The sequence below is a fragment of the Promicromonospora noduliphila genome, assembly GCF_056951025.1.
Genome location: NZ_CM167806.1, coordinates 2,172,771 through 2,186,827 on the forward strand (window position 1 = coordinate 2,172,771; position 14,057 = coordinate 2,186,827).

Genomic DNA, 14,057 nt, shown 5'->3' on the forward strand with positions numbered 1-14,057 from the left:
TGTGAAACCGATTTCACCAATGTATGGTCGGCTCAGGTTCCGTGTCAATGGAAGGACGCCGATGGCCACGATCTACGAGGTCGCCGAGCTCGCCGGCGTCTCGCCGGCGACGGTCTCGCGCGTGTTCAACGGGACCCGCGTGTCGCCGGAGAACGCGGAGCGGGTCCGCGAGGCGGCGGCGAAGCTGAGCTTCACGCCCAACCGCACCGCGCGCACGCTGCGCAAGCAGCACTCCGAGGTGATCGCGCTGGTCATCCCCGACATCGAGAACCCGTACTTCACGGAGATGGCGCGCGGCGTCGAGGACGTCGCGCAGGAGGCAGGCTTCTCGGTGGTGCTGTGCAACACGGACTCGCAGCTCGCCAAGGAGGCCACGTACTTCAAGATCGCGCTCTCGGAGAGCATGGCAGGGGTGATCGTGGCGCCAGCGGCGAGCGGGAGCGACCTCACCGACGTCATCGCGCGCGGCCGCCCCGTCGTCACCGTCGACCGCACCACCGACTTCGACGTCGACGCCGTGGTGATGTCCAACCGGCCCGCAGGCCGCGCGGCCACGGACGCGCTCCACCAGGCCGGATACCGCCGGATCGCCTGCATCACGGGGCCGCAGGACATCGAGACCGCGTACGAGCGCGCCCAGGGCTGGAAGGACGTCGTCACGCGGCACGAGCTGTTCGACGACCCTGAGGAGTACCTGCGGTACTCGACCTTCGGCGTCGACGGCGGGGTGAAGGTGATGACCGACCTGCTCGCGCTGCCCGAGCCGCCGGACGCGCTGGTCGCCGGCAACAACCTGCTCGGCGTGGGCGCGCTGCAGGTGCTCACCGAGCGTGAGCTCACGCCGCTGCGGATGGGGGTGGCCGTGATCGGCGGGCTGCCGTTCACCACGCTCCCGCCGAGCGCGGTCACCGTGGTGCGGCTGCCCGCCCGGAACATGGGCATCACCGCCGCGCGCATCCTGATCGACCGGATCAAGGGCGACACGCAGCCCGCCCGCACCATCGTGCTGCGCAACCAGCTTGTCCCCGGGAAGCACCGGGCGGTGCCGTAGCGGTTTCACGGGACAGGCGCGGCGACCCGCCTGGAGCCGCGCTTTTGGGCCCTTGTAGGTGAAATCGATTTCTGCCAAAGTAGGCGGGAACAGCCGAAGAGGCAGTGCACAAGGATCAAGGAGGATCCCCATGACCCCGCAGCGCACCCCTGTGCCACAGCCGCAGACCTTGCGGTTCGGCGAGGCGGCCTGATGGTCGCCGAGCTCGACGCCTCGGCGGCCGCCGCCGCGTTCCCGCTCGGCGGGATCGGCACGGGCAACGTGTCGGTCGGTGCCCGCGGCGAGCTGCGCGACTGGGAGCTCGCGAACCGCCCGGCCAAGGGCGCGAAGAACCCGTTCTCGTTCTTCGCGATCCGCGTGGCGCGCGCCGGCGCGGACCCGGTCACCCGGGTGCTGGAGGCGCGCCACCGCCCGCCGCACGAGGCGGACCAGGGCTACTACGCGGGCGACGTCGCCGGCCTGCCCCGGCTCGCCGACACCCGCGTGCGCGGGCGGTACCCGCTGCTGGAGCTCGACTTCGTCGACGACGAGCTGCCCGTCGAGGTGTCGCTGACGGCCTTCACGCCGTTCGTCCCCCTGGACGAGGACGACTCCGGCATCCCGTGCGCCGTGCTGCGCTACCGCGTGCACAACCCCGGGCCCGACCCCGTGCGGGTGACGGTCGCGGGCTCGCTCGCCAACCCCGTCGGGGCGCAGGCGGAGCGCGACGTCTTCCACTTCCCGCGGTTCGCCGGCCGGCCGCACAACGCGTGGCGGCGGGCGGACGGCGTCGGCGGCCTGGTCATGACCTCCGACCTGCCCGACGACCACCTGCTCGCCGGGACGGTGACGCTCACGACGCGGGACGCCGTCGGCGCGCCGGACGCCGTCGGCCAGGGGCGGGCGGTCACCGCCAAGCCGACCTGGCTGTACGGGGCGTGGCAGGACGGCGTCCAGCGGTTCTGGGACGAGTTCCGCGACACCGGCACGCTCACCCCGGAGCCCGTGGCCACCCTCGACCCCGAGCCGTACCCGCCGTGGCTGACCCGCCTGCGCGTGGGCTCGCTCGCGGTGGCCGACGAGATCGCCCCCGGCCAGTCCGCTGACTTCGAGTTCCGCCTGACGTGGCACTTCCCGAACCGGCCGCGCGGGTGGGCGGGCAACATCATCGGCGACGACCCGCACCTCGATGAGGTGGTGTGCAACGCCTACGCCCGCCGGTACGCCGACGCGTGGGCCGTCGCCGTCGACCTGGACCGGCGGCTCGACGCCCTGGAGGCGGCCACGCGGGCCTTCACCAGCGCCCTGTACGACAGCACGCTGCCGGCGCCGGTCCTCGACGCCGTCGGCTCGAACCTGACCGTGATCCGCAGCACCACCTGCTTCCGCCTGGCGGACGGGACGTTCGCCGCCTGGGAGGGCAGCTTCGACACGGTGGGGAGCTGCGAGGGCACGTGCACGCACGTCTGGACCTACGCGCAGTCGCTCGCCTGGCTGTTCCCCGCGCTCGAACGCAGCGCCCGCCGCACCGAGCTGCTGCTGGAGACGCGCGACGACGGCCGGATGAACTTCCGCACCAACCGGATCTTCGGCTCGCCGGCCTGGGACTTCCATCCCGCGGCGGACGGGCAGCTCGGCACCGTGCTGCGCGTCTACCGGGAGTGGCTGCTCAGCGGCGACGACGACTTCCTCCGCGAGGTGTGGCCCGCCCTGGTGCGCGCCGTCGAGTTCGCGTTCGCCCACTGGGACGCCGACGGCGACCTCGTGCTCGACGGCCTGCAGCACAACACCTACGACATCGAGTTCGTGGGCGCCGACTCGCGCGCCGGTTCGATGTTCTACGCCGCGCTGCGCGCCGCCGCTGAGCTCGCGGACCGGGTGGGCGTGCCCGGCCTGGCGGCCCGGTGGCGCGAGGCCGCCGCCGTCGGCAGCGACCGCATGGACCGGCTGCTCTTCAACGGCGAGTACTACCAGCAGCACCTGGACGACGTCGACGCGCGGCGCTACCAGTTCGGCACCGGCGTGCTCAGCGACCAGCTCCTCGGCCAGCTCCTCGCGCACGTCGTCGGGCTCGGCCACCTGTTCCCGGCCGCGCACGTGCGCTCGGCGGTGCGGGCGGTCCACACGCACAACTTCCGGCGCTCGCTGCTGCGGCACGAGAGCGTGCAGCGCACCTACGCGCTCGGGGACGAGGCGGGCCTGGTGCTGTGCTCCTGGCCGCGCGGCGGCCGCCCGCGCATCCCGTTCGTGTACGCGGACGAGGTCTGGACGGGGATCGAGTACCAGGTCGCCGCCCACCTGGCGTACGAGGGCCTGACCGCCGAGTCGCTCGAGGTGGTGGCCGCCGTCCGCGCGCGGCACGACGGGTACCGGCGCAGCCCGTGGAACGAGGCGGAGTGCGGCAACCACTACGCGCGCTCCCTGTCGTCGTGGGCGCTCCTGCTGGCCTGGTCGGGGGTCCGCACGAGCGTCGCCGACCGGCGCATCACCGTGGACCCGCCGGCCGGCACGCCGGCCCTGCGGACCTTCTTCAGCACCGGCACCGCGTGGGGCCGCCTCGAGCTGGACGACGGCGGGCTGCGCCTCCACGTCGACGGCGGCGCCCTGCGGCTGGACCAGGCCGTCGTGCGCGGGGTGGCGCTCGCGGCGGTGCGGTCCGACGTCGTCCGGCCGGGCGAGACCCTCACGTTCACCCCCTCGACCAACGGATACACCGGATAAGGGAGCAGCACATGTCCTACGACCTTCCCCCCGTGACCCCGCGACCCCAGGCGGCGCCGAACACGGCCTACCTGGTGGCCAGCGGCGACCTGCGCGAGTCGGCGAACCGGGCCGGGTGGCCCACGCAGGCCGCGATGGAGGCCGACCTGACGGCGGCGTTCGCCGAGCTCGGCTGGACCGTGGTCCGCGCCAACGAGGTGGACCCGGGCACCGGGCACGGGTTCATCAGCTCCCAGCGGATGGGGCTCGAGGTGTTCCGGTCCGTCCCGCCCGAGGCCCCGCTCATCGTGGCGGAGGCCGTCTGGCAGTACAGCCACCACGTGCTGGCGGGCCTGCGCACCCACGAGGGACCCATCCTGACCGTGGCCAACTTCGTGGGCGACTGGCCGGGCCTGGTGGGCCTGCTCGGTCTGAACGCCGGCCTGACCAAGATGGGCAAGCCCTACTCGACGATCTGGAGCGTGGACTTCACCGACCAGTGGTTCAGGGATGGCATCCGCGCGTGGCTGGAGACGGGCCGGATCGAGCACGACGCCTCGCACGTCACCGACTCGCCGGCGCTGCCCGCCGGCCCGCAGGTGGACCTCGGGCGCGCGCTGGCCGCCCAGCTCCTGCGCGAGAAGGCGATCATCGGCGTCTTCGACGAGGGCTGCATGGGCATGTACAACGCGATCATCGACGACGAGCTGCTCAACCCGATCGGCATCTACAAGGAGCGCCTGAGCCAGTCGGCGCTGTGGGCCGAGATGCAGCGCGTGCCGGACGCCGAGGCCGCCGCGGTCCAGGCCTGGCTGGAGGACGCCGGGATGACGTTCAAGCTGGGCTCGGACGAGGCGACGGAGCTCACCGCGGCGCAGCTCACCTGGCAGCACAAGATGTACGTCGCCGCGCTGCGGATCGCCGACGACTTCGGGCTGGACGCCGTCGGCATCCAGTACCAGCAGGGGCTCAAGGACCTCAGCCCGGCGTCGGACCTGGCCGAGGGCCTGCTCAACAACGTGGTGCGCCCGCCGGTCACCTCGCGCGACGGCGCGCGCGTGCTGTGGGAGGGCAGGGCCCTGCCGCACTTCAACGAAGCCGACGAGGGCGTGGCCGTCGACGCGCTGGTGACCAACCGGCTGTGGACCGCGATGGGGCTCGACCCGGCCACCACGCTGCACGACGTGCGCTGGGGCGAGGAGTTCGACGGCCGGTTCGTGTGGGTCTTCGAGATCTCGGGCTCGGTGCCACCCTCGCACCTGACCGGTGGCTACGCGGGCGCCGAGGGGTGGCGGCAGGACCCGGTGTACTTCCCGCTCGGCGGCTCCACCATCAAGGGCGTGTCCAGGCCGGGCGAGATCGTCTGGTCCCGCGTGTACATCGCGGGCGGCCGGCTGCACGTGGACCTGGGGCGGGCCTCCGCCGTCGCGCTGCCCGCCGCGGAGACCGAGCGCCGCTGGCAGGCGACCAACCCGGAGTGGCCGATCATGCACGCGGTGCTGCACGGCGTGAGCCGGGACCAGTTCATGGCCCGGCACAAGGCCAACCACCTCAACGTTGCCTACGCGCCCGACGCCGCGACGGCCGACGACGCGCTGGTCGCCAAGGCGGCGTTCTTCGCGGAGCTGGGCGTCGAGGTGCACGTGTGCGGGGACGTCGCGGCGCTCGCCTGAGGCGCTCCGGGGCGCCTGGGGTTAACGATCGTTAACCGGCGGGCTATGCTGCGGCACATGACCACCGACGTCGGCGTTGGAACGGATCTGCGCACCCTCACGGCGCAGCTACGGGAGCGGCTGGCGCGCGTGCGGCAGGGCGGGTCGCCCGAGGCGCGCGCCCGCCACACCGGGCGGGGCAAGCTGCTCGCGCGGGACCGGGTGGACCGGCTGCTGGACGCGGGCTCGGCGTTCCTGGAGATCGGGGCGCTGGCCGCCTACGACCTGTACGGGGGCGAGTGGGCGGTGCCCAGCGCCGGCATCGTCACGGGGATCGGCCGGATCGCCGGGCGCGAGTGCGTGGTCGTGGCCAACGACGCGACCGTCAAGGGCGGCACCTACTACCCGATGACGGTCAAGAAACACCTGCGCGCGCAGCAGATCGCGGCCGAGAACCACCTGCCGTGCGTGTACCTCGTGGACTCCGGGGGCGCCTACCTGCCGATGCAGGACGAGGTGTTCCCCGACCGCGAGCACTTCGGGCGCATCTTCTACAACCAGGCCAACCTGTCGGCGCGGGGGATCCCGCAGGTCGCGGCCGTCATGGGGTCCTGCACGGCGGGCGGCGCGTACGTGCCGGCGATGAGCGACGAGGCGGTCATCGTGCGCGACCAGGGCACGATCTTCCTCGGCGGGCCGCCCCTCGTGCAGGCCGCGACGGGCGAGGTTGTCACGGCAGAGGAGCTGGGCGGCGGCGTCGTGCACACCACGACCTCCGGCGTGGCGGACCACCTGGCCGACGACGACGCGCACGCCCTGCGCATCGTGCGCGAGATCATCGCGACCACGCCGACCCGGCCGCCGAGCCTGGAGCGGGCGGCGCCGGAGGAACCGGAGCTCGACCCCGACGGCCTCTACGACGTGCCTTCCGACCCGCGGACGCCCTACGACGTACGCGACGTGATCCGGCGCATCGTCGACGGCTCCCGGTTCGCGGAGTTCAAGGCCCGGTACGGCGAGACGCTCGTGTGCGCCTTCGCGCGGATCGACGGGTACCAGGTCGGGATCGTGGCGAACAACGGGATCCTGTTCTCGGAGTCGGCGCTCAAGGGCGCGCACTTCGTGCAGCTCTGCGACCAGCGGCGCATCCCGCTCGTGTTCCTGCAGAACATCGCGGGCTTCATGGTGGGTAAGGAGTACGAGCACCGCGGCATCGCCAAGGACGGCGCCAAGCTGGTCACCGCCGTGGCGTGCACGTCGGTGCCGCGGTTCACGGTGGTGCTCGGCGGCTCGTTCGGCGCCGGGAACTACGGCATGAGCGGCCGCGCCTACGACCCGCGGTTCCTCTGGATGTGGCCGGGCGCGCGCATCTCCGTGATGGGCGGCGAGCAGGCGGCCTCCGTGCTCGCCACGGTGCGCCGCGACCTCGCGCCCGAGGACGTCGAGGCGTTCAAGGCCCCGATCCGCGCCCAGTACGAGACCCAGGGCAACCCCTACTACGCCACCGCCCGCCTCTGGGACGACGGCGTGATTGACCCCGCCGACACCCGCCGCGTCCTCGCGCTCGGCCTGGCCGCTGCGGCCAATGCCCCGATCGGCGAGCCGTCCTACGGCATCTTCCGGATGTGATTCGTGTGCACACGCTCCTGATCGCCAACCGCGGCGAGATCGCCCTGCGGATCATCCGCACCGGACGCCGCCTCGGCCTGCGCACGGTCGCCGTCCACTCGGACGCCGACGCCGGTGCGCCGCACACCCGGGCCGCCGACGTCGCCGTCCGGATCGGGCCGACGCCGGCCACCGAGTCCTACCTGTCGGTCCCGGCGCTGCTCGCGGCCGCCAAGGAGACCGGCGCCGACGCCGTCCACCCCGGCTACGGGTTCCTGTCCGAGCAGGCCGACTTCGCGCGCGCCGTCGTCGGGGCCGGGCTGACGTGGGTGGGGCCGCCGCCCGAGGCGATGGACGCGATGGCGCGCAAGGACACGGCGCGGGCGATCGCCCAGAAGGCGGGGGTGCCGGTGCTGCGGCAGACCTCGGCGTTCGGGCTGGGCGCGGAGAACTTCGCGGTCCCGGGGGGTTTGACTTACCCGCTCCTGGTCAAGGCCGCCGCCGGCGGGGGCGGCAAGGGCATGCGGATCGTCCGCGAGCCGGCCGAGCTGGGCTCCGCCGTCGCGGCCGCCCGCCGCGAGGCCGCCGCCGCGTTCGGCGATGACACCGTGCTGCTGGAGCGCTACGTCGAGCGCGGCAGGCACGTCGAGGTGCAGCTCCTCGCCGACGAGCACGGCACCGTGCTGCACCTGCACGAGCGCGACTGCTCGGCCCAGCGGCGGCACCAGAAGGTGCTGGAGGAGGCCCCTGCGCCTGACCTCGATCCCGTGCTGCGCGGCTGGCTGCACGAGTGGGCCGTGAACCTGGCCCGCGAGGTCGGGTACACAGGGGCTGGCACCGCGGAGTTCCTGGTGGAGGACGGGGCCTCGGCAGGCTCGGTCGACGCGCGTGCCGGCGGCGGTCCGACCAGTGTGGGCGCCTGGTTCCTCGAGATGAACACCCGCCTCCAGGTCGAGCACCCCGTCACCGAGGAGGTCGTCACCGTGCGCGGCGAGCGGATCGACCTGGTGGAGCAGCAGCTCCGCGTCGCGGCGGGCGAGGAGCTGGGCTTCGCCCAGGACGACGTCGCCGTCGCCGGCCACGCGATCGAGGCCCGGATCTACGCGGAGGACGCGTTCGGCGGTTTCCTGCCGCAGGCCGGGACCGCGACCCGCGTGCGCTGGCCCGAGCACGCCCGCGTCGAGGCCGGCATCGAGGACGGCACGGCGGTGCCCGCCGCCTACGACCCCATGGTCGGCAAGGTCATCGCCCGCGGCGCCGACCGGGAGGCCGCCCGGCGCGGCCTGGTGGACGCACTCGACGCCACGGCGATCGGCGGCCTCGTCACCAACACGGGGTTCGTGCGGGCGCTCGCGGACTCGGACGCGTTCCGCGACGGCGAAGTGCACACGGCGTGGCTGGACACGCACGAGCTGCCGCCACCGGATCCGGGTCCGGCGCTCGTGGCCGCGGCCTGGGCGGTCGCCTCGGCCGCGGCGCAGGACGGCGGCGACGGGTGGCGGCTCGGCGGACCGCCCGCCGACACGTGGGTCGAGCTGGACGACGCGGTGCTCCGGGTGAGCGTCACCCGGGGCGAGGTGCGGCGCGAGGGCGAGCCGCCGACGTCGTGCCGCGCGGTGGGCAGTGGGCCGGGGGACTTCGCCGGCGAGTGCCTGCTGGAGATCGACGGGGTGACGGCTCGGTTCGACCTCGACGTGCGGCGGTCGTCCGTCGAGGTCGTGACACGCGGGCACACCTTCCGCTTCGTGCGGCCGGGGGCGTCCCGTCCGGCGCAGGCCGAGCTGTCCGACGGCGTGGTGCTCGCCGCGATGCCTGGATCGCTGGCCCGGGTCGAGGTCGCTGACGGCGAGCGGGTGACCGCCGGGCAGGCGCTCGGCGTGCTGGAGGCGATGAAGATGGAGGTGGCGCTCGTGGCGCCGGCGGACGGTGTGGTGCGCGTGCGCGCGGCGGCAGGGGAGCAGGTGGCGGCGCGGCAGGTGCTCTTCGAGGTACATCCAAAGGCCCCAGACGAAGGAGCAGGCGAAGCTGCGGGCGAAGCGAGCGGAGGGAGCGAGCGCGATGACTGAGCAGGCGAGGTCCGGCGAGTTCCGGAGGCCCCAGGTGGTGCCCGACCCGAGCCTGCCCGAGCGGGTGACGATCTACGAGGTCGGCCCGCGCGACGGCCTGCAGAACGAGGACGCGGTGGTGCCGACCGCGGTGAAGGTCGGCCTGGTCGAGCGGCTGCTCGACGCCGGCCTGCCGTACGTGGAGGCCACGAGCCTGGTGCACCCGCGCTGGGTGCCGCAGCTCGCCGACGCCGCCGACGTGCTGGGCGCGCTGGTGGACCGGCTCGGCGACCGCGCCCGCGACCTGCCCGTGCTGGTGCCGAACGAGCGCGGCCTGGAACGCGCCTACGACCTGGGGCTGCGGCACATCGCGGTGTTCGCCAGCGCCACCGACTCGTTCGCGCGTCGCAACCTGAACCGGTCGCTGGACGAGCAGTACGCGATGTTCGAGCCCGTCATGACGCGGGCCCGCGCGGCGGGGATGCGGGTGCGGGCGTACGTCTCGATGTGCTTCGGCGACCCGTGGGAGGGCGACGTGCCGCTGGACCAGGTGGTCGCGGCGGGCAAGCGGCTCATGGACCTCGGCGCCCAGGAGCTCTCGCTGGGCGACACGATCGGCGTCGGCACGCCGGGGCACGTCGTCGCGCTGCTGGACGCCCTGAACGACGCCGGCGTGCCGGACGACGTGCTGGCCCTGCACGCCCACGACACCTACGGGCAGGCGCTGGGCAACGTGGCCGCCGCGCTGCGGCACGGGGTGACGACGTTCGACACGTCGGCGGGCGGGCTGGGCGGGTGCCCGTACGCGGAGTCGGCCACCGGGAACCTCGCCACGGAGGACCTGCTGTGGATGCTGGACGGGCTGGGGATCAGTACGGGGGTGTCGTTGCCCCGGGTCCTGGACACCAGCGCGTGGCTGGAGCCCCACCTGGGCCACGCGCCGGTCAGCCGCGCCTACCAGGCGCTGCGGGGTGCCGCCGGTCAGCCCGCCGTCTCGACCACGTCGCGGACGTAGAACTTGTACCAGAGCCGGACCGGTGTTCCCGCACCCTCGCCCACGGCCATGCTGGGCTTGATCGAGGTGGACACCTCGCCGGTCGAGCCGTTGTAGTTGGCCTTCTCCCGTGTCCGGTTGATGTCGGCCGTCTCGGCCCACCGCGCGGTCTCAGCCCATCCCGCGACCTGCGCGGCGTCGACACCGAGGAGGCCCGCGTCCGCCGCCATCCGGTCGGCGGCGGCCTGCCCGTCGGCCTCGGTCCAGTACAGGTCGACGGAGTCCACGAAACCGTGCCGCGTGGTCACCGTCATCTCCTCGGTGCGCCCGGACCAGGTGCCGCTGGGGAGGGTGAGGTGCACGGTGGCGCCGTCGGGCACGGTGACCACCACCATCTGGTCCTCTGGAAGCCCGAGGGCCTCCGCCTCGAGCGGTCGTGTCAGGTCCCACTGCATGCTGTTCCCCTGTCCGAAGAGCTGGGCGCCGTCGTCGTCCTGGCCGCCGACGCTGATCGTGCAGCCGGCCGTCGCCACGAGGGCGAGGGCCGCTGCGGCCGCGAGGATCACCTGTCGTACTGACATCCGTCCACCTTGTCATGTCGTCGGGACGGCACATGTCGCCGGCCCGCCCGCCGGCGTCCGTCGTCACTGGTCGACATCAACGTCCCAGTCTGTCGCCAGGCGGTCCACGATGCGGCCGAGCCGGTCCGGGTTCGTCAGCCGGTAGTCCTCGATCCGGTCGGACACGTCGGTCCGCAGGATCTCCTCGGCGCGCCCCGGGTCGTTCGCCAGCAGCTCCTGGTAGGCGGGCAGCGTGTCAGCCTGGATGTAGTCCCAGCGCTGCCCGGTGTCCGCGATGTTCCCGTTCGGCAGCGGGGTGGTGATCTCGACCGACCCCTGGAGAGGGTTGTCGGCGGAGATGCCGGTGAACGGGATGCCCACCCGGTCCGGCCCGGGCGTCTCCACGGTCACGCTCAGCGGGTTGTGCTCGCCGAACGTCTGCGTGCCGGGGATCGAGGCCTCGCCCACCAGGGTCATCATGTAGGTCATCGCCTCGCCCGTCACCGGGTGGTTCTGCATGTCCTGGTAGTTGTCGGCGATGATGTCCTGCTGCTCGCGGCGCAGCATCTCGACGTTGCCCTCGGAGACGCGGTCGGGGTCGCCCGACGCGATGTCCGCCCAGGCGTCGTACGCCGCCTCGTCGATGGCGCCGGACTCGTACATCCGCCCGATCTCCTCCATGCCGCCGTGCTCGTAGGCGGCGTGCATCGACGCCTGGTCGTGGAAGATCTCCTGCTGCATCGACAGGAACGTGGTCTCGTAGAAGCGCAGCTCGTCGTCGGTCATGGCGGCGACCTGCTCGATCAGGAGGCCCTCGGGGAGCCCGCCGGGCAGGTGCTGGACCACCTCGCCCCCGACCTCGAAGCCCCGCGCGACGTCGCGCATCATGGCCAGGTCGAGGAAGCCGGCGGCGAACGACGGCCCGATCATCGCGGCCATCCCGGCCCACTGCAGGTCGGGGTTCTGGAGGTAGAGCTGGGCGTAGTACTCGTAGACGGCCTCGATGTTCGCGCGGTTGGCCTCGGCGCCGAGCCGGGGGTCCCACTTGAGGTAGTCGATGCCGGCGTCCTGCGCCGCCTGCCGGGTCCAGTGCTCGCTGGCGACCGCTCCGGCGTCCGGCCCCGGGTACAGGCCCTGGGCCTCCATCGCCGCCAGGAGGGCGGCGATGTCCTCGTCGGTGGCGGTGGCCAGCCACTCCGCGCGCTCCGCCTCCGAGAGGTCCGTGTACTCGTCGGGGGTGAGGGTGGGTGACTGCGGAGCGGCGGGGACGTCGGCCCGAGGCCCGCCCTGGTCGGCGCCGGCGGTGGGGCCGCCGGCCATGGTGCCCGCTCCGGCGAGCCCGGCGTCCTCGCTCGTGCTCTCCTGGGCGTCGGCGTTCCGGACCAGCGCGTCCCCGGCCTGCGCGAGCGAGTCGATCGCGGCGGACAGGTTCCCGCGGTGCCTGGTCGTCCACTCCGCGCGGAACTCGTCGCCGCTCGGGCCGAACCACTCCACGTCGTCGATCAGGAAGTCCACCTGGGCGCGCGCGGTCTCCAGGGTCCGCGTCTGCTCCCGTACGACGTCCGCCAGCGAGCGTAGCTGGGCGATGTCGGAGCCCCATACCTCGCCCATCGATACCCCCGGCTCTGCCGGTCGCGCGCGGACGGCGCGGTCGGCCCCTCGTGCCGGTCGTCCGGCACAGGTGAACCTAGCCGGGTCCGGGCGAGACGGCCATGGGGAGGCCTACCCGTCGGCGCGGGCACGACGGCGCGGGTACGACGGCGCGGGCACGACGGCGCGGCCTCGTGCGCGGGTGATCGAGCGTAGGGTCGCAGATGTGACTCTGAAGATCGGATACAAGGCGTCCGCCGAGCAGTTCGGCCCCCGCGAGCTGGTCGAGCTCGCCGTCCGCGCCGAGGAGGTGGGGCTGGACAGCGCGATGGTCTCCGACCACTTCCTGCCGTGGCGGCACGAGGGCGGCCACGCGCCGTCGGCCCTGGCCTGGCTCGGGGCGGCGGGGGAGCGCACCTCCCGCATCCAGCTCGGCACGAGCGTGCTGACCCCCACCTTCCGCTACAACCCCGCGGTGATCGCGCAGCAGTTCGCCACGCTGGCGCTGCTCACCGACAACCGGGTGATCCTCGGCGTCGGCACGGGCGAGGCGCTCAACGAGATAGCGGTGTCGGGCCGCGAGTGGCCCGAGTTCAAGGAGCGGTTCGCGCGCCTGCGCGAGGCGGTGCGGCTCATGCGGGCCCTGTGGACCGAGGACTCCGTGACCTTCGACGGCGACTACTACCGGCTCGTCGACGCCACCATCTACGACCGGCCCGAGCGCCCGGTGCCGGTCTACGTCGCGGCGGGCGGCCCGCTCGTGGCCAAGTACGCGGGGCGCGCGGGTGACGGCTTCATCTGCACCTCCGGCAAGGGCATGGACCTGTACACGGAGAAGCTGCTGCCCGCCGTCGCGGAGGGTGCGGCCAAGGCCGAGCGCGACGCCGCCGACGTCGACAAGGTGATCGAGATCAAGATCTCGTACGACCGCGACGCCACGGCCGCGCTGGAGAACACGCGGTTCTGGGCGCCGCTGTCGCTCACGCCGGAGCAGAAGCACAGCGTCACCTCGGCCACCGAGATGGAGCAGCTCGCGGACGAGCTGCCGATCGAGCAGGTGGCGCGGCGCTGGATCGTCGCGTCCGACCCGGACGAGGCGGTCGCGATGATCAAGCCCTACGTCGACGCCGGGCTGAACCACCTGGTGGTGCACGGCCCCGGCCACGACCAGGAGCGGTTCCTCACGCAGTTCGGCGAGGACGTGCTGCCGCGGCTGCGGGCGCTCACGGCGTGACGAGCCCCGTCTCGTAGGCGAGGATCACCAGCGCGGCCCGGTCCCGCGCGCCGAGCTTGGCGAGCAGCCGGCTCACGTAGGTGCGCGCGGTGGCCGGGCTGAGGTAGAGCTCGCGGGCGATCTCGTCGTTCGTCAGTCCACGGCCGAGCTGCTGCAGCACCTCACGCTCGCGCTCGGTCAGCCCGGCGAGCCGGTCGGTGCCGGACCGGGGCGCCGGGCGCGCGGCGACCGCCCGCAGCACGGTGGCGGTGACGGCCGGGTCGAGCAGCGCGTCGCCCGCCGCGACCACGCGGACGGCGCGCCGCAGCTCGGCCGGCGCCACGTCCTTGAGCAGGTAGCCCGCGGCGCCCGACCGGACCGCCTCGACGACGTGCTCGTCCTCGTCGAACGTGGTCAGGACGAGCACGCGGGTGGCCGCCAGCTCCGGGTCGGCGACGATCTCGCGCGTGGCCGCCAGGCCGTCCAGGCGCGGCATGCGGATGTCCATGAGCACGACGTCGGGCCGCAGCTCGCGCACGCGGGCGACGCCGGTGCGGCCGTCCGCCGCCTCGCCGACCACCGTGATGTCGCCCTCGCTCTCCGCGAGGGCGCGCAGGCCGGCGCGCACGAGCTCCTGGTCGTCCACCAGCACTATCCGGATCATG

General features: G+C 73.3%; 10 protein-coding genes. 7 read left to right on the plus strand and 3 right to left on the minus strand.

The window, feature by feature from the left end; genetic code table 11:
- The first annotated feature begins 61 nt into the window (after positions 1-61).
- From AC0QU1_RS09515 to AC0QU1_RS09540, 6 genes are all read left to right on the plus strand, one after another.
- Positions 62-1,051, plus strand: a complete 990-nt coding sequence (locus AC0QU1_RS09515) for a LacI family DNA-binding transcriptional regulator (RefSeq protein WP_483576150.1) — start codon at positions 62-64, stop codon at positions 1,049-1,051.
- A 192-nt stretch (positions 1,052-1,243) separates the two neighbouring features.
- Entirely contained in the window at positions 1,244-3,751 is a 2,508-nt protein-coding gene (locus AC0QU1_RS09520; RefSeq protein ID WP_483576151.1) for a GH116 family glycosyl-hydrolase, read from the plus strand.
- Positions 3,752-3,762: 11 nt separating this feature from the next.
- On the plus strand, positions 3,763-5,403 hold the full coding sequence (locus AC0QU1_RS09525; protein ID WP_483616488.1) for a fucose isomerase: 1,641 nt from the start codon (positions 3,763-3,765) through the stop codon (positions 5,401-5,403).
- A 57-nt stretch (positions 5,404-5,460) separates the two neighbouring features.
- Positions 5,461-7,011, plus strand: a complete 1,551-nt coding sequence (locus tag AC0QU1_RS09530; protein WP_483576153.1) for an acyl-CoA carboxylase subunit beta — start codon at positions 5,461-5,463, stop codon at positions 7,009-7,011.
- The gene (locus tag AC0QU1_RS09535) at positions 7,008-9,056 is read left to right on the plus strand and encodes an acetyl/propionyl/methylcrotonyl-CoA carboxylase subunit alpha (protein ID WP_483576154.1); all 2,049 of its coding nucleotides are present in this window, start codon (positions 7,008-7,010) and stop codon (positions 9,054-9,056) included. The genes AC0QU1_RS09530 and AC0QU1_RS09535 overlap by 4 nt, the downstream gene beginning before the upstream one ends.
- Positions 9,049-10,050 carry a hydroxymethylglutaryl-CoA lyase gene (locus AC0QU1_RS09540; protein ID WP_483576155.1) on the plus strand — a complete coding sequence of 334 codons (1,002 nt, stop codon included), beginning with the start codon at positions 9,049-9,051 and terminating at the stop codon, positions 10,048-10,050. Before AC0QU1_RS09535 ends, AC0QU1_RS09540 begins: the two co-directional genes overlap by 8 nt.
- On the opposite strand, the gene AC0QU1_RS09545 is transcribed toward AC0QU1_RS09540, so the two are convergent.
- Positions 10,017-10,610: a hypothetical protein gene (locus AC0QU1_RS09545; protein ID WP_483576156.1), complete on the minus strand. Its 594-nt coding sequence runs from the start codon at positions 10,608-10,610 to the stop codon at positions 10,017-10,019. The two genes, AC0QU1_RS09540 and AC0QU1_RS09545, sit on opposite strands and share 34 nt — an antisense overlap.
- Before the next feature lie 63 nt (positions 10,611-10,673).
- The gene (locus AC0QU1_RS09550; RefSeq protein WP_483576157.1) at positions 10,674-12,200 is read right to left on the minus strand and encodes a WXG100 family type VII secretion target; all 1,527 of its coding nucleotides are present in this window, start codon (positions 12,198-12,200) and stop codon (positions 10,674-10,676) included.
- Positions 12,201-12,405: 205 nt separating this feature from the next.
- Here AC0QU1_RS09550 and fgd point away from each other — a divergent pair, with 205 nt between their 5' ends.
- Positions 12,406-13,413, plus strand: a complete 1,008-nt coding sequence (gene fgd, locus AC0QU1_RS09555) for a glucose-6-phosphate dehydrogenase (coenzyme-F420) (protein WP_483576158.1) — start codon at positions 12,406-12,408, stop codon at positions 13,411-13,413.
- On the opposite strand, the gene AC0QU1_RS09560 is transcribed toward fgd, so the two are convergent.
- Positions 13,403-14,056, minus strand: coding sequence for a response regulator (locus AC0QU1_RS09560; protein ID WP_483576657.1), 654 nt, complete (start codon positions 14,054-14,056; stop codon positions 13,403-13,405). The genes fgd and AC0QU1_RS09560 overlap by 11 nt on opposite strands.
- Between the last annotated feature and the right edge of the window lies 1 nt (position 14,057).